This is a genomic window from Paraburkholderia metrosideri (assembly GCF_904848625.1).
In the GTDB taxonomy this organism is placed as follows: Bacteria; Pseudomonadota; Gammaproteobacteria; order Burkholderiales; family Burkholderiaceae; genus Paraburkholderia; species Paraburkholderia metrosideri.
Genome location: NZ_CAJHCP010000006.1, coordinates 247,520 through 273,094, shown reverse-complemented (window position 1 = coordinate 273,094; position 25,575 = coordinate 247,520). Strand labels below are relative to the sequence as shown.

The 25,575-nt window shown below is 62.2% G+C and carries 21 protein-coding genes; 11 read left to right on the top strand and 10 right to left on the bottom strand.

Annotated features, from left to right (window positions below):
- Positions 1-392: 392 nt before the first annotated feature.
- The 3 genes from LMG28727_RS14930 (at position 393) to LMG28727_RS14920 (ending at position 3,988) form a co-directional block, all read left to right on the top strand.
- The gene (locus LMG28727_RS14930; RefSeq protein ID WP_236591906.1) at positions 393-1,316 is read left to right on the top strand and encodes a hypothetical protein; all 924 of its coding nucleotides are present in this window, start codon (positions 393-395) and stop codon (positions 1,314-1,316) included.
- A gap of 127 nt (positions 1,317-1,443) precedes the next feature.
- A complete protein-coding gene (locus LMG28727_RS14925; protein WP_074764318.1) occupies positions 1,444-1,662 on the top strand; it encodes a DUF465 domain-containing protein in 219 nt (72 codons plus the stop codon).
- A gap of 64 nt (positions 1,663-1,726) precedes the next feature.
- On the top strand, positions 1,727-3,988 hold the full coding sequence (locus tag LMG28727_RS14920) for an ATP-dependent DNA helicase (protein ID WP_201643107.1): 2,262 nt from the start codon (positions 1,727-1,729) through the stop codon (positions 3,986-3,988).
- Positions 3,989-4,181: 193 nt separating this feature from the next.
- Here LMG28727_RS14920 and LMG28727_RS34185 read toward each other — a convergent pair whose 3' ends face one another.
- Both LMG28727_RS34185 and LMG28727_RS14910 read right to left on the bottom strand, forming a co-directional pair.
- Positions 4,182-4,460, bottom strand: coding sequence for a hypothetical protein (locus tag LMG28727_RS34185; protein WP_236591904.1), 279 nt, complete (start codon positions 4,458-4,460; stop codon positions 4,182-4,184).
- A 244-nt stretch (positions 4,461-4,704) separates the two neighbouring features.
- Positions 4,705-5,946: a cupin domain-containing protein gene (locus tag LMG28727_RS14910; protein WP_201643105.1), complete on the bottom strand. Its 1,242-nt coding sequence runs from the start codon at positions 5,944-5,946 to the stop codon at positions 4,705-4,707.
- Between the two features lie 32 nt (positions 5,947-5,978).
- Here LMG28727_RS14910 and LMG28727_RS14905 point away from each other — a divergent pair, with 32 nt between their 5' ends.
- Positions 5,979-6,518, top strand: a complete 540-nt coding sequence (locus LMG28727_RS14905) for an FKBP-type peptidyl-prolyl cis-trans isomerase (protein ID WP_201643104.1) — start codon at positions 5,979-5,981, stop codon at positions 6,516-6,518.
- On the opposite strand, the gene LMG28727_RS14900 is transcribed toward LMG28727_RS14905, so the two are convergent.
- From LMG28727_RS14900 to LMG28727_RS14885, 4 genes are all read right to left on the bottom strand, one after another.
- The gene (locus LMG28727_RS14900; protein ID WP_201643103.1) at positions 6,498-7,853 is read right to left on the bottom strand and encodes a hypothetical protein; all 1,356 of its coding nucleotides are present in this window, start codon (positions 7,851-7,853) and stop codon (positions 6,498-6,500) included. The two genes, LMG28727_RS14905 and LMG28727_RS14900, sit on opposite strands and share 21 nt — an antisense overlap.
- Complete coding sequence (mutS, locus tag LMG28727_RS14895) at positions 7,840-10,521, bottom strand: DNA mismatch repair protein MutS (protein ID WP_201643102.1); 2,682 nt, start codon at positions 10,519-10,521, stop codon at positions 7,840-7,842. The genes LMG28727_RS14900 and mutS overlap by 14 nt, the downstream gene beginning before the upstream one ends.
- A gap of 159 nt (positions 10,522-10,680) precedes the next feature.
- Complete coding sequence (gene lplT / locus LMG28727_RS14890; RefSeq protein ID WP_201643101.1) at positions 10,681-11,979, bottom strand: lysophospholipid transporter LplT; 1,299 nt, start codon at positions 11,977-11,979, stop codon at positions 10,681-10,683.
- A 262-nt stretch (positions 11,980-12,241) separates the two neighbouring features.
- A complete protein-coding gene (locus tag LMG28727_RS14885) occupies positions 12,242-13,045 on the bottom strand; it encodes an inositol monophosphatase family protein (protein ID WP_201643100.1) in 804 nt (267 codons plus the stop codon).
- Positions 13,046-13,509: 464 nt separating this feature from the next.
- On the opposite strand from LMG28727_RS14885, the gene LMG28727_RS14880 reads away from it, so the two are divergent.
- Positions 13,510-14,349: an RNA methyltransferase gene (locus LMG28727_RS14880; RefSeq protein WP_201643099.1), complete on the top strand. Its 840-nt coding sequence runs from the start codon at positions 13,510-13,512 to the stop codon at positions 14,347-14,349.
- A gap of 191 nt (positions 14,350-14,540) precedes the next feature.
- A complete protein-coding gene (gene cysE, locus LMG28727_RS14875) occupies positions 14,541-15,374 on the top strand; it encodes a serine O-acetyltransferase (RefSeq protein WP_201643098.1) in 834 nt (277 codons plus the stop codon).
- A gap of 58 nt (positions 15,375-15,432) precedes the next feature.
- Here cysE and LMG28727_RS14870 read toward each other — a convergent pair whose 3' ends face one another.
- The 4 genes from LMG28727_RS14870 to LMG28727_RS14855 all read right to left on the bottom strand — a co-directional run bounded on the left by LMG28727_RS14870 (position 15,433) and on the right by LMG28727_RS14855 (position 18,497).
- Positions 15,433-16,230: a UDP-2,3-diacylglucosamine diphosphatase gene (locus tag LMG28727_RS14870; RefSeq protein ID WP_201643097.1), complete on the bottom strand. Its 798-nt coding sequence runs from the start codon at positions 16,228-16,230 to the stop codon at positions 15,433-15,435.
- Between the two features lie 47 nt (positions 16,231-16,277).
- Positions 16,278-16,772: a peptidylprolyl isomerase gene (locus tag LMG28727_RS14865; protein ID WP_074764298.1), complete on the bottom strand. Its 495-nt coding sequence runs from the start codon at positions 16,770-16,772 to the stop codon at positions 16,278-16,280.
- Between the two features lie 198 nt (positions 16,773-16,970).
- A complete protein-coding gene (locus LMG28727_RS14860; protein WP_201643096.1) occupies positions 16,971-17,552 on the bottom strand; it encodes a peptidylprolyl isomerase in 582 nt (193 codons plus the stop codon).
- A 123-nt stretch (positions 17,553-17,675) separates the two neighbouring features.
- On the bottom strand, positions 17,676-18,497 hold the full coding sequence (locus LMG28727_RS14855; RefSeq protein ID WP_201643095.1) for a tetratricopeptide repeat protein: 822 nt from the start codon (positions 18,495-18,497) through the stop codon (positions 17,676-17,678).
- Between the two features lie 236 nt (positions 18,498-18,733).
- Here LMG28727_RS14855 and cysS point away from each other — a divergent pair, with 236 nt between their 5' ends.
- The 5 genes from cysS (at position 18,734) to LMG28727_RS14830 (ending at position 25,491) form a co-directional block, all read left to right on the top strand.
- Entirely contained in the window at positions 18,734-20,131 is a 1,398-nt protein-coding gene (gene cysS, locus LMG28727_RS14850; protein WP_201643094.1) for a cysteine--tRNA ligase, read from the top strand.
- Positions 20,132-20,178: 47 nt separating this feature from the next.
- Positions 20,179-21,228, top strand: coding sequence for an endonuclease III domain-containing protein (locus LMG28727_RS14845; protein ID WP_201643093.1), 1,050 nt, complete (start codon positions 20,179-20,181; stop codon positions 21,226-21,228).
- A 126-nt stretch (positions 21,229-21,354) separates the two neighbouring features.
- The gene (locus tag LMG28727_RS14840; protein ID WP_201643092.1) at positions 21,355-22,326 is read left to right on the top strand and encodes an acetyl-CoA carboxylase carboxyltransferase subunit alpha; all 972 of its coding nucleotides are present in this window, start codon (positions 21,355-21,357) and stop codon (positions 22,324-22,326) included.
- Between the two features lie 47 nt (positions 22,327-22,373).
- A complete protein-coding gene (tilS, locus tag LMG28727_RS14835) occupies positions 22,374-23,852 on the top strand; it encodes a tRNA lysidine(34) synthetase TilS (RefSeq protein WP_201643091.1) in 1,479 nt (492 codons plus the stop codon).
- Between the two features lie 388 nt (positions 23,853-24,240).
- On the top strand, positions 24,241-25,491 hold the full coding sequence (locus LMG28727_RS14830) for an aspartate kinase (RefSeq protein ID WP_201643090.1): 1,251 nt from the start codon (positions 24,241-24,243) through the stop codon (positions 25,489-25,491).
- The last annotated feature ends 84 nt before the right edge of the window (positions 25,492-25,575 follow it).

The window sequence follows — 25,575 nt, the reverse complement described above, 5'->3', positions numbered from 1 at the left end:
GCGGACTCGGTCAGGGGCCGCGCTAACGGCTCGGGAGGTACATGTGCACATCGGCACGTAAAGCACGTGGCGCACATGAAGCATATGAAGCACGTTAGGCACGTCGGGGCACGAGGGCACGCCGGGCGTGCGCGCTGCGACCAGGTGGCTAGAGCGGGGCATTTTGCCATAAATGCCAAAGGGCTCAACCGCAGGGTGATAGAATTTCGGGCATGTTCCGTTGACCCTCTACGACGTTGCCAACCTCCTTGTCCCTCAACCATCTGGGCTCCCGCTTGGTCTCTCGCCTGTCATCGCGTCGGTCACTTCGCTGGTCGCATCTTTCGTCGCTTTTTTCGTCTTTCAGGCTGTCAGGCGGCGCGTCGTGTCTGCTCGCTCCGGTCCCTGAGCGAATGTCCAGCCGGATGATCGTCGCATCGTGCGCGGCGTGTGTGATGGCCGCGGCATTGGCGTTCTCCGGGACGGCGGCCGCCCAGACACCGGCGGCCATCGGTGCGTCGGCAGCGGTCGCTGCATCGGCTGCCAGAACCGACACAATCGACAATACGGCGGGTGAAAGCACCAGCACCGCCACCAGCGCGAGCGACGCAGCCGCGCGCGACCAGTCGTTCGACGAACGGCAACGCGTGCTCAACCAGCGCAGCGACGAAAACAACTACACGTACGCGGTTGCGCAGCACAACTGCTACAGCCGTTTCTTCGTCAATCATTGTCTGAACAGGGCGCGCGACAGCATGCGCGCGGTGCAGGCGGACATCCGCAAGGAGCAGCTCGCGCTCGACGGCGAACAGCGTGTGCAACGCGCCCGTGACCGTGACCAGCGGGCCGCGCTCCGGCGTGCGCAGGACGAAGCGAACGCGCCGCAACGTGCCGCTGAAGACGCGCGTAACGAGCAGGCCTATCAGGACAAGCAGCGTCAGCACCAGCTCGATCAGACGCAGCGTGCCGCCGAGGCGCCGCAACGTGCGGCCAACGCGCAGGCCTACGAAGACAAGCAGCGCCAGCACGCGCTCGATCAGGCGCAGCGTGGCATCAGCCCGTCGCAGGCCGCAGCCAATCAGCAGGCGTACGACCAGAAACAGGGTGACTTCCAGACCAAGCTGGAACAGGCGCGTCAGCAGGGCGCGCAAAAGGCTCAGGAACGCACCGAGAAGCAGGAAAGCTTCGAGAGGAAGCAGGCCACTGCAGCGCAGCACAAGGCTGACGTGGAAGCGCGTCAGAAGCAGGCGGCAGACAAGGCCGAACAGAAGCGTCAGGACGAGTTGAAGCAGCAGCAACTCGACGAGCAGCAAAAACAGCAACAGCAGCAACAGTAATTGTGCTGTAGTGAGCCCTGGCGGGTTCTGCCCAGGGCCGTAGTCGCCGTAACGCGTTTTAAGCCGGACAGCAACCTCAGGCACGAGCTGCACACGCAGCCCGTGCCGTAGACGAGAGGAGGCGAGCATGCGCGATCAACACCACGTCATCACCGCGGACACACTGCGCGACCGCATTCTGCAACTGGAATCGGAGCACAGTGGGCTCGACCGGTTGATCGACAAAATGTCGGACGAGCCCGGCATCGACGACTTCGAGTTGCAGCGCCTGAAAAAGCGCAAACTCAAGGTCAAAGACACCATCATCTTGCTGCAATTGCAGCTCGAACCGGACGCGCGCGCCTGAGTTCGCGGCCTGGCGGGCGCCGGGCGCGCATCGCGCGAGCCGGACTTTGCAGGAAACGCTTGCCTTGAATTCACCGCTTGAAACTTCTTCCCGCACCCCGTCGGGTGACGACACTCCTGCTGGCGGCGCGCTGGCCTCGCGGCCTGCCGTGTCCTCGTTGAGCGCGTCGCTGAATCCGCGGCGCGTTGCCGAACTGGACGAGATCTTCGCCGACAACGGTTTGCTGGCCCGTCAGATCGACGGCTATCGCTCGCGGGCATCGCAGATCGAAATGTCGCGCGCGGTTGCCGCGGCGATGGAAGCGTCGGGCCGGGCGATGCCCGAACCCGCGATGTTCGAGGCGCAAAAGCGCCCGGCGCGGCGTTTGCAGTCGCAAGCTCCCGATGCAGCAGCCGACGCGGCTGACCCCGCCGAATCGAACGGACTCGACGGCAGTGAAAACACGCTGATCGTCGAAGCGGGCACCGGCACCGGCAAGACTTATGCGTACCTCGTGCCAGCCATGTTGTGGGGCGGCAAGGTGATCGTCTCCACCGGCACGAAGCACTTGCAGGACCAGCTTTTTCAGCGCGACATTCCGACCGTGCGCGACGCGCTCGCGGTGCCGGTGTCGGTGGCGATGCTCAAGGGGCGTGCCAATTACCTGTGCCACTACTACCTGCAGCGCACCGCGGACAACGGCCGTCTGCCGTCGCGCCAGGAGACCTCGTATCTGCAGGACATCGTCCGGTTCGCGAAGATCACGCGTACCGGCGACAAGGCCGAACTTGCGAGCGTGCCGGAGACGGCGGCAGTGTGGTCGATGGTGACATCGACGCGTGAAAACTGTCTGGGTCAGGAGTGCCCGCACTACAAGGAATGCTTCGTCATGCAGGCACGCCGCGAGGCGCAGCAGGCCGATATCGTGGTGGTCAATCACCACCTGTTTTTCGCGGACATCATGCTGCGCGACACAGGCATGGCTGAGTTGCTGCCTACCGCGAACACCGTCATCTTCGACGAAGCGCATCAGTTGCCCGAAACCGCGACGCTGTTTTTCGGCGAAACGCTGTCCACCACACAGTTTCTCGAACTCGCCCGCGATTCGGTCGCTGAAGGCTTGAGCCACGCGCGTGAAACGATCGACTGGGTCAAACTCGGCGCCACGCTCGAGCGCGCAGCGCGCGACGTGCGGCTCGCGTTCAAGGAAGATTCGGTGCGCCTGTCGATCGGCCAGTTACCCGACGATCATCCGCTTTTCCCTGCGCTTGAAACGCTCGAAACCGAACTCGACGCGTTGGCCTCCGCGCTCGCGGGGCAGGCGGAGCGCGCCGAATCGCTCGGCGCCTGTCTGCGACGCGCTCGCGAATTGCAGGGCGTGCTCGCCGGCTGGACGACACCGCCCACCGAGGCCGAGCGCAACGCCGCTGAGACCTCTCAAACCGCTTCGTCCGACGGCAAATCGGAACGCGCCGATCCAAACGAAAAGGTGCGCTGGATCGAAGTTTTCTCGCATACGGTGCAGTTGCACGAAACGCCGCTGTCAGTCGCGCCGATTTTCGCGAAGCAGCGCGCCGGCGTACCGCGCGCGTGGATCTTCACGTCGGCGACGTTGTCCGTGCGCGGCGACTTCACGCACTACGCAGCGCAGATGGGCCTGAACGCGAAGCGCTCGATGACGTTGCCGAGCCCGTTCGACTATCCGACGCAGGGTCTGCTCTATGTGCCGCGAAATTTGCCGCAGCCCTCATCACCGATGTTCACCGATGCCGTATTCGATGCCGCGTTGCCCGCCATCGAAGCGTCGGGCGGCGGCGTGTTCATGTTGTGCACGACCCTGCGCGCAGTAGACCGCATCTCGTCCAAACTGCGCGACGTGATCGACTCGCGCGGCTGGGACTATCCGTTGCTGGTGCAGGGCGATGCGAGCCGTACCGAGTTGCTCGACCGGTTCCGTTCATACGGCAATGCGATTCTGGTGGGCAGTCAGAGCTTCTGGGAAGGGGTGGACGTGCGTGGCGATGCGCTGTCGCTGGTGGTGATCGACAAGCTGCCGTTCGCGCCGCCTGACGACCCGGTTCTATCCGCGCGTCTGGACGCGCTGACCAAGAAGGGCTTGAGCCCGTTCGCGGTTCATCAGTTGCCCCAAGCCGTGATTACGCTGAAGCAGGGCGCAGGTCGTCTGATTCGCGCTGAAACCGATCGCGGCGTGCTGATGATCTGCGACACGCGTCTTGTCGACAAACCGTATGGACGCCGAATCTGGCAAAGTCTGCCGCCATTCAAGCGCACGCGTGAAATCGAAGTGGTGCGTGAATTTTTCGAAGAGAACGCGACGCCGGCTTGATATGCCAATTGATTGAATGCGTCGTGAATGATGCTGTAAAAAGCGACGCTCATAAAATCACGCCGTTGTAAAAACGGCGCTTAAATGACAAAACGCCACGAATGTGAATTCGTGGCGTTTTGCTTTACTGCCCGGGAAATCGTAACGATTTCCCGATGCAGTTTTCGCCCAGAGGCGAACCCTATGCGACAGCTTACTGGCTTGCGCCCGAAGCCGGAGCAGCCGAAGCAGCAGCGCCTGCGTCCGAAGCAGCAGCGCCTGCGTCCGATGCAGCAGCCGTAGCCGAAGCAGCAGCATCGCTCGCCGAAGCAGCAGCATCCGAAGCAGCAGCGCCAGCGTCCGAAGCAGCAGCTGCAGGTGCCGAAGCGGCAGCTGCGTCGCTAGCCGGTGCAGCGGCTTGATCGTTGCTCTTGTTGCATGCAGCCAGTGCCACAGCTGCCAACAGGGATGCTACGAGGAGGGATTTCTTCATGATCACGTCCTTTTATGGTTTAAAGGTAAGCAACAGCGCAAAATAAAACCGGTAATGTGCTCCAACACCGACCTGGGCCGCTGGTGGAGACGCTCTTATGACGAGCAGGAATCTTCCCTACGGCTTGGGCGGAAATTATATGCACTTTCGTACTGACAGTCGATAAATCCGGGGTCAATACGTTGTCTTTCTCATACAAAATTTCACTGTACGGTATAGCAGGTGAGCAGAGTTACGCAAACCGTCACGCAAGCTCGCCCACTTCTATCCAGCCCGCACAATACCACTCGTGTAGCAGTGCTGTCACCGACGAATCGTGTGATAGTGTTACAAAGCGTTTCGCACTCATTGACCGGTGATTTGCGAGGTCAACCAGCCACTTTTTCGCGCCATCGAATGTCATTTCTTCTCCATTTACGAAGAAAAAACGGCGGTTGTACAACAAATTAGTCTTGCGGTCCAGCCGGATGCCGGACTTCGATGCCTGACTGATGAAACGCGCCTCATTGAGCGGCTTTTGCGGGGGATCAAAGACGACACTCGGCTTGGGTTCGCTGAGGTACGTGCCAAGGAACGACGCAATATCCTGCTCTTTCCATTTGATCTGAGCAAGGATCGCACCCACTCGCTCGACGAGCGCCGTGGGCAGCTCTGCCGGACGGCTCACGGCAGGCTGTTGGGGATCGCGATAAAGCGCACCGGTGGGGCCGGCAGACTCGCCGCGCTCGGCCAGATGGTAGAGGAACTGCGCGGTCAACTCGTGGGTCGACGGTGCACGAAAACCGATCGAGCATGTCATGCATTCGCCTTCGGCGATGCCGTCGTGGGCAATATGCGGCGGCAGATAAAGCATGTCGCCCGGCTCGAGAACCCATTCCTCTTCAGCCTGGAAATTCTGTAAAACTTTCAAAGGAAGACCGGGCTGCAGGGTCAGATCTTTCTGCGCACTGATGCGCCAGCGACGCTTGCCTTTTACTTGCAAAAGAAACACATCGTAGGAATCGAAGTGCGGGCCGACGCCGCCGCCGTCGCTTGCATACGAAATCATCAGGTCGTCGAGGCGCGCGTCCGGCACGAAGCGGAAGCGGTCCAGCAACGCCCGCGCACGATCGTCGTAAAGGTCGACGCCTTGCACGAGCAGCGTCCATGCGCGCTGCTTCACGGACGGCAGTTCGTCGGGCGCGAACGGACCCTGTTCGAGTTGCCACTTGTTGCGGAAATGCGTGATCAGACGTGCTTCGACTTCGTCCTGATCGGCCAGCTCGAAAAATTCGTCGCGCGACAACGGCGCTTCGACGTTCGGAATGGCCTGGCGGATCAGCAATGGCTTCTTTTGCCAGTACCGGCGCATGAATTGCGACGGCGACAGATTGCCGAGCAACGGGGTCGGCGTGTCAGGCGACGGAGGGAGAACCGGCGTGGAAGCCGGTGATGAATTCCGTGCCGAAGCTGCATCGGCCGGGTGGTCAGTGGGCCGCTTGGGCATCGTATAATGTGAGCTGTATTCTGGAGAATCGAATGAAAATCGCAAAGAACACCGTCGTGTCGGTCGCTTATAAGCTATCGGATGCGCAGGGCAATCTGATTGAAGAAAGCGACGAGCCGATGGTCTATCTGCACGGCGGCTATGATGGCACGTTCCCCAAGATCGAGGAAGAGCTCGACGGCCACGAGGCCGGCTTCGAGACTTCGATCCAGCTTGAACCGCAAGACGCGTTCGGCGAGTACGACCCCGATCTGGTGAAGATCGAGCCGCGTGATCGCTTCCCGGAACCGCTCGAAGTCGGTATGCAATTCGAGGGCACGCCGGAAGAAGGCGACGAAGATCTCGATTCGCTCGTCTACGTGGTCACCGACGTGGCGGAAGACAAAGTGGTGCTGGACGGCAACCACCCGCTCGCCGGTATGGCGCTGCGTTTTGCACTGACCGTGAAAGACGTGCGTCCCGCGACCGAAGACGAAATCCAGCACGAACATGCACATGGCGCCGACGGCCTTGAAGTCCTCGACGAAGACGACGAGGAAGACGACAGCCAGTCAGGGCCCACGCTGCACTGAACTTGCCGGAATGCCGGGCACGCTGGACGCGGCGCCCGGCATGTAGGGCAGCGTAGCCGAGGCGGGCACGGTCGAGATGGCTGGCCCATAATCGCCGCCACCCTGATCAGCGGGTATGCGTAGTTGCTGATCTTGCGGGCTCGGCTGCGAAGCGCCAGGTGTCTGCAGCAATGGCGGCAATTCCGAGGCCGGCCCGAGTGCCGGTGCTGCAGGCATCGAAGCCGCTGGTTGGTCGTGCGGCAACACAGGTTGTACGGTGGGCATCGGCAATTGCTTCGGCACATCGCGCAGGCTCACGCGGAATGGCGGTTTCCGGCCCGCACTCACGTCAAACTGAACCCACTGGTTAAGTCGATCATGCGGCGCTAACGCGACCCGCGTCAGATTGGTGACCAGCATTCCCTTATCATTGCGCAGCGGCTGATCGATCACGAAGCCGCCGTTCGCACGTTCGTCGTCGCAATGAACCACCAGCACCGGTCCGTGGAAAATCTCCGCGAGTTTGACCAGGCTTCGTTTGAATTCCAGAAAGCCGTCACGGCGCGAGTTGTGCGCAAAGCGCAGCCACGCGAAGCGGTCGGGCCGCTCGTAACGTTCCGGGTCGGGGTCGCCTTGAATGAAGATGACGATCGCGCGCGCGTCGCGCCGTTTTGCATATTCGCCCGCGTGCTCCAGCCAGAATGCATTGGCGATCACGCGGTCTTCGAATTCGCCATTGCGGCCGCCCGCAGTCAGATAGTGATTGTTGGGGCTCGGCGCGTTCAGCCCGACAAATACCGTATCGCCCACTAGCCAGCGCACGTTCTCACGATAAGGACGAAAGCGTGAGACTTCGCTTTCCCGCGTTAGCGCAATGGGGTTCTGGCCCATCGACGTGGCGTCCGCGAAAATGGTTTGACGTAACTGGTCGAGCCGTTCGACCGGATCGAAGCTGCCCGCCTCGGGGGTGCCGCAATCGACCCAGTCATGCTGTCCGGGAATGAAGAAAAGGGCAGCACGCGAGGCCTCGAGCAACGCATGGCGTCGCTCATAAAGCCCGTCGCGGCAGGCTTCTTTCGCACCTTTCAGATTGCCGTTGTAGACGATGAACGCGATGTCGCGTTCACGATTGATCGCTTCGATCAGCCGCTGCGTGGCGGGTTCGTCTGCGGGGCTGCGCAACGTGTCGCCGAGCACCGCGAAGGAGAAATGTGCCGTGTCAGCGTAGGCCGGGGCGGCGTAGCAGGCTGACAGACCCGCCAGCGCCGCCGCCAGACCATGCATGAATGCGAAGCCTAGCGCCGCGCGAAATGGGCGCGGGCGCGGCGGGACACTGTGTGCGTCAATGATCCGCATCCGGCGCGGCGGCCAGTTCGTGCAGTTCGTACAGCAGGTCGAGTGCTTCGCGCGGGCGCAGATCGTTGGGATCGATGCCCCGCAATCGCTCGACGAGTTCCTGCATGGATGGCGGCACAGCTTGCGCTGTGGCGTCGCGCTCATCGTCTGCGTCTTCGACCAGCATCGGCGCGGGCGACGCAAACAGGTCGAGTTGCGGTGCGGGTTGAGCGGCGGATTGCTGTTCCAGATGCGCGAGATGCTTACGCGCCGCGCGGATCACCGCGTTCGGCACGCCGGCGAGTTGGGCGACCTGCAAGCCGTAACTCTGATTAGCGGGGCCTTCGTTGACCGCGTGCAGGAACACGATGCCGTGCCCGTGTTCGACGGCGGACAGATGCACATTGGCTGCCTGCGGGAACTCTGCTGGCAGTTGCGTCAGTTCGAAGTAATGGGTGGCAAACAGCGTATGGCAGCCGTTGTGCGACAGCAGGTGTCGTGCAATTGCCCAGGCCAGCGCCAGCCCGTCGAACGTCGACGTGCCACGGCCAATTTCATCCATCAATACGAGACTTTGCGGCGTCGCGTCGTTCAGGATCGCCGCGGCCTCGGTCATCTCCACCATGAAAGTCGAACGGCCGCCGGCCAGATCGTCCGCAGCGCCGATTCGCGTGAAGATGCGGTCGATCGGTCCGAACGTTGCACGCCGCGCCGGCACATAGCTGCCCACGTAGGCCAGCAATGCGATCAACGCGGTTTGTCGCATGAAAGTCGATTTACCGCCCATGTTCGGGCCGGTGATCAGCAGCAGTTTGCGCTCGGGCGTGAGTGTGCAGTCGTTGGCGATGAACTGTTCGACTTGCGCCTCGACCACCGGGTGCCGGCCCTGTTCGATCTCGATACCCGTGTCGGGGGAGAACGAAGGAGCGACCCAATCCAATGCGCGGGCGCGTTCGGCAAAGGCGGCCAGCAGATCGAGTTCGGCAAGCGCCGACGCAACACGCTGACAATCCGGAATAAAAGGCAGCAGCGCCTGCAGCAACGTGTCGTACAACGAGCGCTCGCGGGCCAGTGCGCGTTCCTGCGCGGACAGCGCCTTGTCTTCGAACGTTTTCAGTTCCGGCGTGATGTAGCGCTCGGCGTTCTTCAGCGTCTGGCGGCGGCGATAGTCGTCGGGCACCTTGTCGGTCTGGCCACGCGTGACTTCGATATAGAAGCCGTGCACCTTGTTGTACTCGACACGCAGATTGTTAATGCCGGTGCGCGCACGTTCGCGTGTTTCGAGGTCGATCAGGAACTGCCCGCAGTTCTCCGAAATATCGCGTAGTTCGTCGAGATCCGCATCGTAGCCTCGCGCGATCACGCCACCGTCGCGCACCATCGCGGCCGGTTCCTGCGCAATGGCGCGCGTGAGCAATTCGACGCAGGCCTCTGGCGGTTCCATCGACGCATCGATACGCGCGAGCGAATCTGCGGTCGACGAAACAGCGGCGATTTGTGCGCGCAGTTCGGGCAGCGCAATGAACGTGTCGCGCAGGCTGGACAGATCGCGCGGACGTGCCGACAGCAGTGCGAGACGCCCGGTGATCCGCTCGATGTCGGAGATTTGCCGCAGCGAGCCGCGCAATGCGTCGACGCTTGCCGTGGGCGGCGCATCGAGCAACGCGCCGATTGCCTGCTGACGCGCCTGCGCTACCGCAGATTCGCGCGGCGGATGATGCAGCCAGTGGCGCAGCAAACGGCTGCCCATGGTCGTGCAGCAGGTGTCGAGCAATGAACACAGCGTGGGCGACTCAGTGCCGCGCAGCGTTTCGGTGAGTTCGAGATTGCGGCGCGTGGCGGGGTCGAGGCCGATATATTCGGATTCGTATTCGACTTTCAGGCTGCGCACATGGCGCAATTGCTGACCCTGCGTCGCGGCGGCATACAACAGCAACGCGCCGGCCGCGCCGCACGCGCAGGTCAGCGAATGGGCGCCAAAGCCGTCGAGGCCCGCCACTTCGAGCTGGTCGCACAAACGCTGGGTGCCCGAGGTGATATCGAAATGCCAGGTGGGCACACGGGTGAGGGCGCCGGCGTTGACGGGCGGCGTCCATCCGGCCGATTCCGCGAGCGTGTCGGCAACCAGCACTTCGGCAGGACGAATTCGTTCGAGTGCTGCGGCGACCTGGTCGGGCGCCACTTCGGCGAGGCGCAACGCGCCGCTCGCGAGGTTCAGCCACGCGAGGCCGACGCTAGTCGCCACGCCGCGGCGGTTGTGCGCGACGCACAGGGACAGCAGGTACACATCGTTTTTATCGGACAGCAGCGCGGCGTCGGTCAGCGTGCCCGGTGTGACGACGCGGACCACCTTGCGTTCGACTGGTCCTTTCGACGTAGCCGGATCGCCGATCTGTTCGCAAATCGCGATCGACTCGCCAAGCTTCACCAGTTTGGCCAGATACTGTTCAGCCGCGTGATGCGGCACGCCCGCCATCTTGATCGGATTGCCGCCCGACGCGCCGCGTTGCGTGAGCGTCAGGTCGAGCAGACGCGCGGCTTTTTCCGCGTCGTCGAAAAAGAGTTCATAGAAGTCGCCCATCCGGTAGAACACCAGCGTGCCCGGATGCTCCGCTTTGATGCGCAGGTACTGCTGCATCATGGGAGTGTGTTGTGCGACGTCGTTGGCCGCTGCGGTTTGAATGCCCATCCTTGGTGTTCTCTTGCGTAAGCTGTTCAGGGCGTGAGTTTAACCCGCCAGCGTGTCGAACGGACCCTGGCCGGACGGCCAATCCGTGAAGCAGGCCTCACGTACTCGCGTCGCGTCTCGCGTTCGTGCAATTGAAGCCAATTCGCCTCGCCTGCAGGATTATTCCTCCACCATTGCCCGCATATCCACCGTACGCTCGTTCACTGCGCTGCGTCGTTTTGCGAGCCACATCATGAACGTAATGAAACTGCCGAACACCACAATGATCCACTGCGCCGGCATTTTCGCGGTGAGCAGCAACGCATAGACGCCGAGCATCAGCAGCACGGCCAGATTCTGATTGAAATTCTGCACCGCGATCGAGTGCCCCGCAGACAGCAGCGTTGCGCCACGATGCTGAAGAATCGCGTTCATCGGCACAATGAAAAAGCCCGACAGCGCGCCGAGCAGGATCATCAGCGGATAGGCAAGCAGGATGTAGAGCGGAGCGACGAACGAGCCGATGCGAATGCCCGCGCCTGGCGGGAAAAGGTCCTTGTTGTAGAAGGCCACTGCGATTGCCACGAGGCCCATGAGAATGCCGACCGGCAGCACGCGCAGCGATTTGCGCAACGGAATCAGCGCGGCGGCGGCTGCCGCGCCTACGGCAATGCCCAGGCCTGTCACGCCTTGCATGACCGCCGCTTTCGACAGCGATAGCCCGAGATTCACGTTGGCCCATTTGAGCACCAGCAATTGCAGCGTAACAGCGCCGCCCCACAACAGCGTTGTGACCCACAGCGCGATCTGCGCGAGTTTGTCGGCCCACAGCACGTTGAAGCAATGATAAAAGTCGCCGATCAGTTTCTTTGGTTCGTTTAGCCGGCTTTCATAACGTGCGCCGGTGTCGGGAATGAACATGTTGATCGCGGCGGCGATCGCGTACGTGATCATCACGGCGAACATCGCGAGGTCGGCGGCGGAGCGGATCAGCGGGAGATGTGCGTGCGAGACAAATTTGTCGGCGAATGTGCTGATCAGCGCACCGCCGACCATCGTGCCGACAATCGTCGATAAAACCGTCGCCGATTCGAGCCACGCGTTCGCCTTGACGAGTTTTTCGGCGGGCAACAGTTCGGTCAGGATGCCGTACTTGGCCGGCGAATACGCGGCGGCGCCGAAGCCGACCACGCCGTAGGCAATCATCGGATGAACGCCGGCGATCATCATCAGGCAACCGCTTGCCTTCAGCGCATTCGAGATGAACATCACGTGGCGCTTTTGCATCGAGTCGGCGAACGCGCCGACGAAGGGTGCAAGCAGCACATAGGAAACGGTGAAGAAAATTTGCAGCAGCGGGGTGACCCAGGCGGCCGAACGGATCACTGAGAGCAGCGCGATGGCGGCGATCAGCAGTGCATTGTCCGCGAGCGACGAAATGAATTGCGCCGCAATGATTGTGTAGAAGCCTTTTTTCATGAAGCGGATCGGAAGCTGCACGCCGGTCTGGCTGCAAGCAGGGCGCAGAAAAAACGCGCGAAATGCAGCCGGTGGATCAACACGTCGCAATGTGTCGCCACGCACCGGCGCGGCATCTGGCTTTGTAGCACGAACGCCCGCGCGATGCAGGCCTGCAAACGAAAAAGCGGCCTAAGCCGCTTTTTACGTGTCATTTCATCCGCCGGGTGCGAGCGCCGAACCTGAATGAGGAACGGCACGACGGCAAGCGGCTCGGTAAGACTTAGTCAGCCTGCTGACGGGTGCGGCTGTAGCGCGACAGGACGGGAATCATCTGCGCGTAAATCTTCGGGTTGCCCGCGACGATTTCGCCGATGTGCAGGAAGTCCGAGTCACCCGTGTAGTTGCCAACGAGACCACCGGCTTCGGTGATCAGCAGGCTGCCCGCAGCGACGTCCCACGCATTCAGACCCTGTTCGAAGAAACCGTCCATGCGGCCGGCGGCGACGTTCGCCAGATCGAGTGCGGCAGCGCCCGGACGACGCAGGCCCGCGCAGGCTTCGGTCATTTCGGCGAACTGGCGGCCGTACGCTTCGAGGCCGTCCTTTTCGCGGAACGGGAAGCCGGTGCCGATCAGGCCATCGGCCAGGCGGTCACGCTTGGCCACGCGGATGCGGCGATCGTTCAGGAACGCGCCACGGCCGCGCGAAGCGGTGAACAGGTCGTTGCGGGTCGGATCGTAGACCACGGCTTGCGTCACGATGCCCTTGTGGGCGAGCGCGATCGACACGCAGTAGTACGGGAAGCCGTGAATGAAGTTGGTGGTGCCGTCGAGCGGATCGATGATCCACTGGTATTCGGACTCGTTGTCCGACTTGCCGGATTCTTCGGCGAGGATCGCGTGATCGGGGTAGGCGGTCTTCAGCGTGTCGATGATCGCCGCTTCAGACGCTTTGTCGACCTCCGTGACGAAATCGTTGTGCTGTTTCTTGCTGACCTGGATCAGATCGAGGTCGAGCGACGCGCGGTTGATGATCTGGGCTGCGCGGCGCGCGGCCTTCACAGCGATATTGAGCATGGGATGCATGAGACGGATCCTTGTGCCGGGGCAGCACGGCTGCTGGCCGGTAAATGTGCAAACGAGCGCGCTACACCTGCGCTAACTGGGCGCCCCGAAGAGGCGCGGAAACAGCACGGAACGCCCGCCCGGTAAAGAACCGGTGCGCATTCCGCCGACGGAGACGAATTGGATAAGAACGAGACGCCCGGCTTGGAGTGAAAGCAAACCGGACGCGAATATTGGTATTTTACCTGACTCCGGGCGACGTGGCAGCGTTCGCACGGTGCAGCGGTCGATCGGGCCGGGGGCGGCCTGCGGCAGGGACAGCAGCGTACGTGTCGCCGGAGCAGGAGGCGATGTGCAAACTTGCGCGCGTCGTGCGCGTTTGCGTTGCTATTACGTCCCGCCCGGCCGCCTCAGACCTGCGCAAAATTCTGAACCGGTAGAGGGTTGGCGCTACCATATGCGTCTTTAGCTTGCAGGACTTCATCGTGGACCACCCGCACAATTCCTCCGATCCAGACGTCGCCGACGTGCGCGGCGGCTTCACGTCGACCCGCTTCGTGCTCGTCGAGCCGAGTCATCCAGGTAATGTCGGCGCGGCGGCGCGGGCGCTGAAAACCATGGGTTTTTCGCGGCTCGTGCTGGTGTCGCCGCGCGTGCCGCACGTCCAGAGCGATCCCGAAGCGATCGCGATGGCTGCTGGCGCTGACGACGTACTGGCCTCCGCGCACGTGGTCCCAACGCTCGCCGACGCGCTGATCGGCGTGCATTGGTCGATCGCGCTGACCGCGCGTCTGCGTGAATACGGGCCGCCGCAGTGGACCCCGCGTGCCGCCGCCAGCGTCGCGCACGAGCAGGCCGTGCATGGCGAGATCGCGCTGGTGTTCGGCAACGAGCGCACGGGTTTGTCGAATGAAGATGTCGAGCGATGCAGCGCGCTCGCGCATATTCCGGCCAATCCCGCATACAGTTCGCTGAATCTCGCGCAGGCCGTGCAGGTGCTGGCGTACGAGTTGCGCACACGGTATCTGTCGGCGGATGATCTGACGCCCGTCGCATCGGCCGCCGCTTCAGCGGGCGCAGCAGGACCAGGCGAACCGGCAGGTCCGCGCGCGGCAAGCGACGACATCGAGAGCATGTTCACGCACCTTGAAAGCGCGCTAGTCGCGCTGGAGTTTCTCGACCCTGCCAACCCGAAGAAGCTGATGTCGCGTTTGCGGCGGCTGTTCGCGCGTTCCGGTCTGGAGCGTGAGGAAGTGAATATCGTGCGCGGAATCGCCAAGCACATTCTGCTGAAGGCGAAGCACACGGACGGCGGCACGTCCTGAGCCCACCCGCATTCTTCTGACGACCTTGCCGGCAGCGTGGGCTTCCGGCAGGCTTCGCACAATCGCCCTACAATCCTCGAAACGTTATAAGTAAAGCTGCTGCTGTGCTATGCGGCAGCGATGCCGTCGCGCGAGGCCCATCTGGCCTGACCCGCGGGCGGTTTTTCCCACGACACAATCCAGACCCTGCCATGTTCACGAGACTTCGCGAAGATATCGCCACGATCCGCGAGCGCGACCCCGCCGCTCGCAGCGCATGGGAAGTCATCACGTGTTATCCCGGTCTGCATGCGCTCGTGCTGCACCGGCTCGCGCATGCGTGCTGGCAGGCAAAGCGACGCTGGCTCGCGCGTTTCGTTTCGCAGATGGCGCGCTTCATGACCGGCATTGAAATCCATCCGGGCGCGACGCTCGGGCGGCGTGTGTTCATCGATCACGGCATGGGTGTGGTGATCGGCGAAACCGCGCAGATCGGCGACGACTGCACGATCTACCAGGGCGTGACGCTCGGCGGCACGTCGCTCACGCGCGGCGCAAAACGGCATCCCACGCTGGAGCGCGGCGTGATTGTGGGCGCGGGCGCGAAGGTGCTCGGCGGCTTCACGATTGGCGCGGAAGCGAAGATCGGTTCGAACGCCGTAGTGACCAAGCCTGTGCCCGCACGCGGCACGGCGGTGGGCAATCCGGCGCGGATCATTGTGCCGGCGGCCTCGGCAGTGGCCGCGGCCAGCGCCAGCGTCAATTCAACCGGCACGCCTTGCGACGCGAAACGTTCGGCGGAAAGCAGCGCGTTCTGCGCGTATGGCATTACGCCGAATGCCGACGACCCGGTGTCGCTGGCCATTCACGGTTTGATCGATCATGCCGCCACGCAATCCAGGCGTATCGATGCGGTCGTCGACGCGCTCGAGCGGCTGGGCACGAGCCTCGAAGGTCTGCCAGGCGCGGACGCGGCGTTGCTCGATCTGCGGCGTTTGTCGGCAGCCATTGCGGGGAAGGTGGAAGGGGCGGTGGCGGAGCGTTAAGCGTGCTGCCTGTGCGTCGATTGGCATCGTGAATTGCCGTCGACGCTCTAATGCATCGTCACGTCAGCGGCAAAGCCCGAATCCCTTCGGCGTCGATGCGCAAATAGCCGCCTCGCGGCTCACCATGATCGAGATCCCAATCCGGCAGAACCCAGCGCGTGCCGCCCGGCTCGCGGTGCCGCGCGGGTAGATGCGTGTGCCCGTGAATGATCGTCGCCACTTTCGATGCCTTGAATAGCGCGGCGACCGCCTTCGGCGTCACATCGTATTTCATCGAAACGGGCCGCATGCGGCCTTGCTCGCTATTCGAGCGCATGTTCTCCGCCAGCTTTCTGCGCCAGCGGAACGGTGACGCCAGAAACAGCGTTTGCGCCAGACGGTTGCGTGCAAAACGCCGGAAGATCTGATAGCCGCGATCGGCAGTACACAGGCCGTCGCCATGCGCGAGCGCAATGCGGGTACCGAACGCAGTGATCACGAACGGGTCGGGCAGCCAGATCGCACCCGCCGCTTTCGTGAAGCGTTTGCCGAGCAGAAAGTCGCGATTGCCATGCATGATGTAGAGCGCAATGCCGCGCTCCGACAACGTATGCAGCAGCGCCGCGATACGCGCGACGAACGGCTCGACGAGCATGTCGTCGCCGACCCAGTATTCGAACAGATCGCCGAGGATGAAAACCGAGTCAGCCTGGTCGGCGGTGACGCGAATGAAGTGTTCGAACGCGGCGACCGTGTGCGGGATCGCCTCGCTCAAATGAATGTCGGACAGGAAAAAAAACGGGCGTGCGGCGTGCGGGCGTTTGCCCTCGCCAGGCACGCCCGCGGCGACGCTTCGCAGCGGCCTTTCTTGCAGCATTGAAGGTGCCTGATATCAGTTCAAACGGGTTGGGCTGATGGCGACAGTCAGTCGACGATCACAGCCTTTTCGATCACGACGTCGTCAGCCGGCACGTCCTGATGGAAGCCCTTCGAACCCGTCTTGACCTTCTTGATTTTCTCGACGATGTCCAGACCTTCGACGACCTTGCCGAACACGGCGTAGCCCCAGCCTTGCGGCGTCGGCGACGAGTGGTTCAGGAAGTCGTTGTCGTTCACGTTGATGAAGAATTGCGCGGTAGCCGAATGCGGGTCGTTGGTGCGAGCCATCGCGACCGAGCCGTTGACGTTCTTCAGGCCATTGTTCGCTTCGTTGGTGATCGGCTCAGCCGTCGGCTTCTGCTTCATGCCGGGCTCGAAGCCGCCGCCCTGAATCATGAAGCCGTCGATCACGCGGTGAAACACCGTGTTGTCGTAGTGACCGGCCTTCACGTAGTTCAGGAAGTTCTCAACCGACTTCGGCGCTTTTTCAGCGTCCAGTTCGAGTTTGATGACGCCGTGATTTGTGTGCAGTTCAACCATGATGGAATCCTTTGATGAACGGGGTGGGTAAAAAGCGCGGCGAGTCGTCATGATGCGACGGCAGACCGCGCGGGGCGTGGATTTTGCGCTCGCGCACCGTCAGGCGCGCGGCGTTTTATGCAGTTTCGGGTAGCGCGATTTGCGCCTGTATCAGCGGTGCGCATTCGCGTTCGCCTGCTTGCCGCTTTATTTGTCAGCTTACTTGCCGACCACCGTGGCCGACTCGATCACGATCGGCTTTTGCGGCACGTCGCTCATCGGGCCGCGCGTGGTGGTGGGCGTGCCTTCAATCTTCTTCACGACATCCATGCCGCTCGTGACCTTGCCGAACACCGCATAGCCGTTGCCGTCCGGATTCGGATAGTCGAGGCCGCTGTTGTCCACCGTGTTGATGAAGAACTGCGCAGTGGCCGAATTCGGATCGCTGGTGCGCGCCATCGCGAGCGTGCCGGTTGCGTTCTTCAGACCGTTGCGGCTTTCAAGCGGAATCGGCGCGCGCGTCGGCTTCTCGGCGAAGCTTTGCGTGTAGCCGCCGCCCTGAATCATGAAGCCCGGAATCACGCGATGAAAAATCGTGCCGCTGTACTGGCCGGACTTCACGTAGTCGAGGAAATTGGCAACCGTCTTCGGCGCTTTCTCAGGATACAACTCGACGCGAATGTCGCCTTCCGATGTCTTGAGGAGGACGGACGGGTGAGCGGCTTGCGAACCGGACTGGGCAAATGCGGGTGCGTTTGCGATCAGGGCGGCGCTGCCGAGCGCCAACATCAACCATTTCATGAAGATCCTCAGGGGTGGAGAAAACAGGGTGCTGACATCGTGATGACCATGCGTGGATCGAAAGTAACAAGCGTGCGGGCTGGACGTGCGTCATGACAGTAACGAGCGTGAGCCGTGCGTGCTTCAGTTCGACGGTGCCATGTACGGCGGCATGGCAAGCGAGCCGTTCGCGCCGCCGAACTGGAAGCTCGGCGTCTGGATCATGTTCATGGGCGCGCGCGCGGCCGGTTCTGACGCAGGTGCCGTGGCCCTCTCTGCAGCGGGTACGCGCGACGGGGAGACGATCTTCTGGATGTCCGCGATACGTTGCGTGGTCGTGGCACTCGCCTTGCCGAGGCTCTGCGCGCGCCGATACGCCTGGTCGGCCATGCGCAGATATACGTCGCCGAGATTTTCGAACGCGAGACCGTAGCCTGGGTTGACCTTGATCGCTGTTTCGAGCGCGGCGCGTGCTTCGGTAAAGTGTCCCTGCTTCGCGTACAGCGCGGCGAGATTGTTATACGGCTCGGGCAACTCCGGGTACATCTGCGTGAGTTCGACGAATGCGGCAATCGCTTCGTCGTCGCGATTCAGGTGAGCGAGGACTGTGCCGCGCTTGAATCTTGCCTGAGCGTCGCGAGGATTCGACGCGATGCGTTCATCGAGCTGTGTGAGCGCGGCTTCCCAATTTTTCTGCGAGATCGCAGCGTCGATGTCCGGCGTGTTGTCGCGCGTGGCAGGGCCTTGCGGCATGACCGCGGCCTTCTGCGCATAGGCGCCAGCCACCGGCAGTGCCACGAGGGCAACGGCCATGGCGACACGCAACGCCAGCGTGCGCGCCGCAGCATGAGCAACACGAGGGGCAACACGGGGAGAAGCACCGCGCGTGACGCTGCGGGCAACACCGCTGAAGGCCGTCGCGGCGAGGGTCGCAGCGCTGCGCGCGCGGCCGCTGGAAGGTTTCATAGGCTCAGGTCTGGATGTTATACTCCGACCCATTCTAACAAAAGGTCTGCGCGTTCCGTCGAACCGCAAACTGTCTTTTCGCCACTCGTGGTCGTCTCCGCCTTGATCGCAGCCTGACCGCCGCACTAGCTGCACCGGTTTTGCTGCATGCAACGCACCCGCTGTCCTGTTGTGATCAGCGGGGCGGCGCGCATGAAACACATTGCGGATTTCTTTCGGCCCACGCACCGTTCTCTATGGAATCACTGCGCATCTACAACACGCTCGCGCGTGACAAGCAAACTTTCGTGCCGCTGCAAGAGGGTGTTGTGCGGATGTACGTCTGCGGGATGACCGTGTACGACTATTGTCACGTCGGTCATGCGCGGGTGATGGTCGTGTTCGACATCGTGCAGCGCTGGTTGCGCACGCTCGGCTACGACGTGACCTACGTGCGCAACATTACCGATATCGACGACAAGATCATCCGTCGCGCCGTCGAGAACGGGGAGACGATCAAGTCGCTCACCGACCGCTTTATCAACGCGTTGCATGAAGATGCGGACGCGCTTGGCATCGAGCGGCCCGACATCGAGCCGCGCGCCACCGACTTCATTCCTCAGATGCTCGGCATGATCGAGACGCTGGAGTCGAACGGCTACGCATACCAGGCAAGCGACGGCGACGTCAACTACGCGGTGCGCAAGTTTGCGGGCTACGGCAAGCTGTCGGGCAAGTCGCTCGAAGATCTGCGCGCGGGCGAACGCGTTGCCGCGAACGACGCGAAGCAGGACCCGCTCGACTTCGTGCTGTGGAAAAAAGCCAAGCCCGAAGAACCGGCCGATACGGGCTGGGAGTCGAAGTACGGTCGCGGCCGTCCGGGCTGGCATATCGAATGTTCGGCCATGGGCTGCTCATTGCTCGGCGAACATTTCGACATTCACGGCGGCGGTCAGGACCTGCAGTTTCCGCACCACGAAAACGAAATTGCGCAAAGTGAAGCCGCTACCGGTCAAACCTTCGTCAATTACTGGATGCACAACGGCTACGTACAGATCGACAATGAGAAGATGTCGAAGTCGTTGAACAATTTCTTTACGATTCGTGAAGTATTGGCGCAGTACGATGCCGAGGTCGTGCGCTTTTTCATCGCACGCGCGCATTACCGCTCGCCGTTGAATTACAGCGACGTGCATATCGACGACGCTCGCAATGCACTCGCGCGTCTGTACACGGCGTTGAAAGACGTGACGCCGGACGCTGTGGAACTCGACTGGAACGAAGCGCACGCGCAACGTTTCCAGGCAGCGATGAATGACGACTTCAACACGCCGGTTGCAGTATCCGTGCTGTTCGAGTTGGCGACAGAAGTGAACCGCACGCGCGACCCCGCGCTGGCCCGTCAGTTGCGCTTGCTGGGCGCAGTGATCGGACTGCTCGGCCGCGAGCCGCGTGCGTACCTGCAGCAGGCCGCGGGCAGCGCAGCACAAGGCGCGCTCGAGCCCGCCGCGATCGAAGCGAAGATCGCAGCGCGCGTGGCCGCGAAGCAGGCGAAAGACTATGCGGCAGCAGACCGGATCCGGGCCGAATTGCTCGAGGCCGGCGTTGCACTTGAAGACAAACCCGGCGGGTTGACCGAGTGGCGGCGCGTGTGAGCGCACCTCGCAATTCCCTTTGATCGACTCGCCAGGCAGGAGGCAGGATGGCAACGGCCACGAAGACGCCGGCTAAACGAGCCACGTCTCAAACAAACGCGGCTGGCGCGGCAAAGTCGACACGAACGTCGGCTCGCAGCGGCAGCGGCGCGGTAAAGAAAGCATCGTCGAAAACTGCCGGGGTGGCGGCCAAGACCGCAGCGGGCGTAGCGAAGAAGGCAGCCTTCAAGAGCACCGCGAAGCGCGCGCTCAACGGCTCGTCGGCGCACGCGCCTGTGGCGAAGCGCGTCAAGGCGTCGCGCGCGAAAGCCAACGGCGTCCTGTCTGCGGAACTGGCCGGCGACTTGCAGGAGTTGGCGCGTGACGGGCAGGGCGAAGTCGTGCGCAAGACGCGCGCGTCGGCGAGTGCGGGCGGCGAAGGCTCGAACGCAAGCGAGGTCGCGGTGCCGGTGCAGATTGGCGGCCTCACGCCTGAAGTCACGCGTCCTGATTACTGGGACAAAGCGTGCGCGGACCTCGTCAAGCGCGACCGTATCCTGAAGAAGCTGATTCCGAAATTCGGCCCCGTGCATCTGCTGAGCCGTGGCGATCCGTTCGTCACGCTGGCGCGCTCGGTGGTCGGGCAGCAGATTTCGGTCGCGTCCGCACAGGCCGTGTGGGCGAAGGTCGAGGCCGCGTGTCCGAAGCTCGTGCCGCAGCAGTTCATCAAGCTCGGTCAGGAAAAGCTCACCGCGTGCGGCCTGTCCAAGCGCAAGGCCGAATACGTGCTCGACCTTGCGGAGCATTTCGTGTCCGGCGCGTTGCACGTCGGTAAATGGACGTCGATGGAAGACGAGGCGGTGATCGCCGAACTCACGCAGATTCGCGGCATTGGCCGCTGGACCGCGGAGATGTTCCTGATCTTCAATCTGTCGCGCCCCGACGTTCTGCCGCTCGACGACCTCGGCCTGATCCGCGCGATCAGCGTCAACTATTTCAGCGGTGAACCCGTGACGCGCAGCGAAGCGCGTGAGGTGGCCGCGAACTGGGAGCCGTGGCGCACCGTCGCGACCTGGTATATGTGGCGTAGTCTTGATCCGTTGCCGGTCGACTACTGAAATAAAGAGAAAACGATTCCATTGCAAAAACTATCGATTTTTTGAGTTCGATAGTTGAGAAATGGTTTTGACATCGGCGAGCGCGGTTAGAATACGCGCTGCCGGTAAGTCCAAGGATTCCAACCAATGAAGACCACCTTTCTGGATTTCGAACAGCCGATCGCTGAACTCGAAGCGAAGATCGAAGAATTGCGCTTCGTGCAGGACGATTCGGCCGTCGATATTTCGGAAGAGATCGAGCGGCTGTCCAAGAAGAGCCAACAGCTCACCAAAGATCTGTACGCGAATCTCTCGCCGTGGCAGGTTTCGCAAATCGCCCGTCATCCGCAACGCCCGTACACGTTCGACTACGTGAGCGAGCTGTTCACCGATTTCCACGAACTGCATGGCGACCGCAACTATGCGGACGACCTGTCGATCGTCGGCGGCCTCGCGCGTTTCAACGGCCAGGCCTGTATGGTGATCGGCCATCAGAAGGGCCGCGACACGAAGGAGCGCGCGTTGCGCAACTTCGGCATGCCGCGTCCGGAAGGCTATCGCAAGGCCGAGCGTCTGATGCGTCTCGCTGAAAAATTCAGCCTGCCGATCTTCACGTTCATCGACACGCCGGGCGCTTATCCCGGCATCGGCGCGGAAGAGCGCGGGCAGTCGGAAGCGATCGGCCGCAATCTGTACGTGATGGCCGAGCTGAAGACGCCGCTGATCGCGACGATCATCGGTGAAGGCGGCTCGGGCGGCGCGCTCGCCATTGCTGTCGGCGACAGCGTGCTGATGCTGCAATTCTCGACCTATTCGGTGATTTCGCCGGAAGGCTGCGCGTCGATTCTGTGGAAGAGCGCCGCAAAAGCGCCGGAAGCCGCGGAAGCGCTCGGCCTGACCGCGCATCGGCTGAAGGCGTTGGGGCTGATCGACAAGATCGTCAACGAGCCACTCGGCGGCGCGCATCGCGATCCGAAGGGCATGGCGGCAATGTTGCGCCGTGCGCTCGCCGACTCGCTGCGCCAGTTCCAGGGCATGAGCATCAACGACCTGCGTCAACGCCGTTTCGAACGGTTGATGTCGTACGGCAAGTTCAAGGAAACGACGCCGGGTGCGTAAGCCCGCGCGCGTTCTCTTTCGTCCATCGCGTTTCACGCGCTAGCGACGTGACCCCTCCCGCAGAATCGCCCGCCGAGCGCCTCGTTATCGAGGCGCTCGGCTTGGCGCTGTCCGCTGTTTCCGTGCATGAGCGCATTGCGGTGGCGTTCAGTGGCGGCGTCGATTCGAGCGTGTTGCTCGATGCGGCAGTCAGGGTCGTGGGGGCGCCGCGTTGCGTCGCGCTGCATGTGCATCATGGCCTGAGTCCTTATGCCGATGCGTGGCTCGCGCACTGTCACGCGTTTGCACACGAGCGTGGGGTCGAGTTCGAGGCCGAGCGCGTCGACGTGTCGCGCGCGGCGGGTGTGAGCGTCGAGGCGGCGGCGCGCGACGCGCGTTATCGCGCGTTGGATGCGATGTGTTCGGCGCGTGGCATTCGCACGCTTTGGCTCGCGCAACACGCGGACGATCAGGCGGAAACCGTGCTGTTGCAATTACTGCGCGGAGCGGGGCTCGCAGGGCTGGCGGCCATGGCGCCGGCGTTTTTGCCGGCGGGCTCGGCTGCAATGCGGGTCAGGCCGTTGCTTCACGTGCTGCGCGGGCAATTGGAGCAGTACGCGAGTGAACGCAATCTGAGCTGGATCGATGATGAATCGAATGCGGACACACGCTATGCGCGCAACGCGCTGCGCCATGAAGTGACACCGGCGTTAGCGGTCCACTTTCCCGGTTTCCGCGACGCGCTAGCGCGCACGGCCGCGCACGCGGCGTCGGCGCAGCGTTTGCTCGATGAGCTCGCGCGTCTCGACATGGAAGCTGTGTCGACAGACGCAGGACGCGCGTTGGCGCACGACGCGTTGCTCGCGCTCGATGACGATCGTGCGCTCAATCTGCTGCGTTACTGGATACGTTCGACGGGGCTCGTCGCCGCGTCGAGCGCGCGTTTGACCGACGCATTGCGGCAATTGCGCGAAGTGGCGGCGACGGGGGAAGGGCATCGTCTGCGGGTCGATCACGCGGGACAGGCGTTGCGCAGTTATCGCGGCCTGGTGTATTGGGAAGCGGGCGACAGCAGCGAGTGCACCGACGAAACCGTGCGCGCTGCGCGAGAAGTCAGCGAGCTTGCATGGCAGGGAGAATCGGTGTGGCGCTTGCCGCAATGGCGCGGAACGTTTGTGTTTGCACCGGCAAATCCGATTGCAGGCGATGAAAGCGATGCAAGTGTCTGTCCCGATGACACGCTCGACCACGACACGATCCCGGTCAGCGTTCTGAAGCGAGCAGGGCTGAGCGCGCGATCGCGTAGCGGCGGCGAGCGGATGCGTACCTCGGTTTCCTCCGACGCGCCGAGCCGCACGTTGAAGAATCTCTTCCAGGAGCGGGCTATTCCTGCGTGGAAGCGCGACGTGCCGCTGCTTTATATCGGCGATGAGTTGCTGTTCGTGCCCTGGCTCGGCGTGAACCAGGCGGCTGCCGCATCCGGTGCGGCAGAGCCGGGCGAATCACGCGTAAAAATCCTTTGGCGCGAAGATCTGCTGATCGCCTGACCGCGCGGTTGGCCATGTCGCCCGAGTTGCCGCCCAAACCGTAAAAAAGGGCGCAAAGCGGCGTGAAATAAGCGTTTGCAGCCACGATTCCGTGCATTTCAATGACCCTTCCGGCTTGTCTTTTTTCGCTCGATCGGGTACGTTAACTTGTTTGCCCGACCCGATTTTTCCAATCGCTTTTGTCGCTGTCGCCGGTTTGCGAGCGTGATCCGTCGTTTCCCCGTTGAGCCATTAGCGATCATTTCCGGGCAAATCCGCGCGTGCTGCACGCGTGCTGCATTTACGCCGCCACACATTTTGCCGTCGTTCACAAGACGTTGCGCTTCTGTGCTTTTGTGCGGTCGTCACCAGCGCGCCAGCGCGGTTTCTCTTCCAGTTCAGAACGACAATGGCACTCATCGTACATAAATACGGCGGCACCTCGATGGGCTCGGTCGAGCGCATCAAGAACGTCGCCAAGCGCGTCGCGAAATGGCACAAGGCTGGCCACAAGATGGTCGTCGTGCCGTCGGCGATGTCCGGCGAAACCAACCGCCTGCTCGGTCTCGCGAAAGAAATCAACTCCCAGCCGAGCCCGCGTGAACTCGACATGATCGCCGCCACGGGCGAGCAGGTCAGCTCGGGTTTGCTGGCCATGGCGCTGCAGGACGCCGGTGTCGACGCGGTCAGCTACGCTGGCTGGCAAGTGCCGGTCAAAACGGATAGCGCGTTCACGAAAGCGCGCATCAGCGAAATCGACGGCGAGCGCGTGCTGCGCGATCTCGACGCGGGCAAGGTGGTGGTGATCACCGGCTTCCAGGGCATCGACCCTGACGGCCACATCACCACGCTCGGCCGCGGCGGTTCCGATACGTCGGCGGTCGCAATCGCGGCCGCGCTGAAAGCCGATGAGTGTCTGATTTACACCGACGTCGACGGCGTATACACGACCGACCCGCGCGTGGTCGAAGAGGCTCGCCGTCTCGATCGCGTGACGTTCGAAGAAATGCTGGAAATGGCCAGCCTGGGTTCGAAGGTGCTGCAGATCCGCTCGGTGGAATTCGCCGGCAAATATCAGGTCAAGACGCGCGTGCTGTCGAGCCTGACCGATCCGCTCATCCCGCTCGACACTGAAATGAAGTCGGGCACCCTGATTACTTTTGAAGAAGACGAGACCATGGAAAAAGCAGTCATCTCGGGCATCGCGTTCCAGCGCGACGAAGCTCGTATCGCCGTGATGGGTGTGCCCGACAAGCCGGGCATCGCGTATCAGATTCTCGGCCCGGTGGCGGACGCGAATATCGACGTCGACATGATCATCCAGAACCAGAGCGTCGAAGGCAAAACGGCGTTCACGTTCACGGTTGGCCGCGGCGATTACCAGCGCGCCATGGACATCCTGACGAACCAGGTGCAAGGTCACGTGCAGGCCGAAAAGGTGCTGGGCGATCCGAAGGTGTCGAAGGTTTCCGTAGTCGGCGTCGGCATGCGTTCGCATGTGGGTATCGCTAGCACGATGTTCCGCACGCTGTCGGAAGAGGGCATCAACATCCAGATGATCTCGACTTCCGAAATCAAGATTTCGGTGCTGATCGACGAGAAGTATATGGAGCTCGCGGTACGCGCGCTGCATAAGGCTTTCGAACTGGATCACGCGTAATTTTGCTGAACCACGGGGCGCTCCACAGCGCCCCGTTTGTCTTGTAGTGGCAATGTGAACAAATTGCGTCGCCACTGACAAAAT

What these genes read in the sequence shown, in the direction of transcription:
- LMG28727_RS14870 (WP_201643097.1), bottom strand. Translation starts at nt 16,230, where the DNA reads ATGCTGCAAGAAAGGCCGCTGCGAAGCGTCGCCGCGGGCGTGCCTGGC.
- mutS (WP_201643102.1), bottom strand. Translation starts at nt 10,521, where the DNA reads ATGGGCATTCAAACCGCAGCGGCCAACGACGTCGCACAACACACTCCC.
- LMG28727_RS14845 (WP_201643093.1), top strand. Translation starts at nt 20,179, where the DNA reads ATGGCAACGGCCACGAAGACGCCGGCTAAACGAGCCACGTCTCAAACA.
- LMG28727_RS14905 (WP_201643104.1), top strand. Translation starts at nt 5,979, where the DNA reads ATGAAAATCGCAAAGAACACCGTCGTGTCGGTCGCTTATAAGCTATCG.
- LMG28727_RS14840 (WP_201643092.1), top strand. Translation starts at nt 21,355, where the DNA reads ATGAAGACCACCTTTCTGGATTTCGAACAGCCGATCGCTGAACTCGAA.
- LMG28727_RS14930 (WP_236591906.1), top strand. Translation starts at nt 393, where the DNA reads ATGTCCAGCCGGATGATCGTCGCATCGTGCGCGGCGTGTGTGATGGCC.
- LMG28727_RS14910 (WP_201643105.1), bottom strand. Translation starts at nt 5,946, where the DNA reads ATGCCCAAGCGGCCCACTGACCACCCGGCCGATGCAGCTTCGGCACGG.
- LMG28727_RS14855 (WP_201643095.1), bottom strand. Translation starts at nt 18,497, where the DNA reads ATGAAACCTTCCAGCGGCCGCGCGCGCAGCGCTGCGACCCTCGCCGCG.
- lplT (WP_201643101.1), bottom strand. Translation starts at nt 11,979, where the DNA reads ATGAAAAAAGGCTTCTACACAATCATTGCGGCGCAATTCATTTCGTCG.
- LMG28727_RS14885 (WP_201643100.1), bottom strand. Translation starts at nt 13,045, where the DNA reads ATGCATCCCATGCTCAATATCGCTGTGAAGGCCGCGCGCCGCGCAGCC.
- LMG28727_RS14900 (WP_201643103.1), bottom strand. Translation starts at nt 7,853, where the DNA reads ATGCGGATCATTGACGCACACAGTGTCCCGCCGCGCCCGCGCCCATTT.
- LMG28727_RS14830 (WP_201643090.1), top strand. Translation starts at nt 24,241, where the DNA reads ATGGCACTCATCGTACATAAATACGGCGGCACCTCGATGGGCTCGGTC.
- LMG28727_RS14860 (WP_201643096.1), bottom strand. Translation starts at nt 17,552, where the DNA reads ATGAAATGGTTGATGTTGGCGCTCGGCAGCGCCGCCCTGATCGCAAAC.
- LMG28727_RS34185 (WP_236591904.1), bottom strand. Translation starts at nt 4,460, where the DNA reads ATGAAGAAATCCCTCCTCGTAGCATCCCTGTTGGCAGCTGTGGCACTG.
- cysE (WP_201643098.1), top strand. Translation starts at nt 14,541, where the DNA reads ATGTTCACGAGACTTCGCGAAGATATCGCCACGATCCGCGAGCGCGAC.
- cysS (WP_201643094.1), top strand. Translation starts at nt 18,734, where the DNA reads ATGGAATCACTGCGCATCTACAACACGCTCGCGCGTGACAAGCAAACT.
- LMG28727_RS14865 (WP_074764298.1), bottom strand. Translation starts at nt 16,772, where the DNA reads ATGGTTGAACTGCACACAAATCACGGCGTCATCAAACTCGAACTGGAC.
- LMG28727_RS14925 (WP_074764318.1), top strand. Translation starts at nt 1,444, where the DNA reads ATGCGCGATCAACACCACGTCATCACCGCGGACACACTGCGCGACCGC.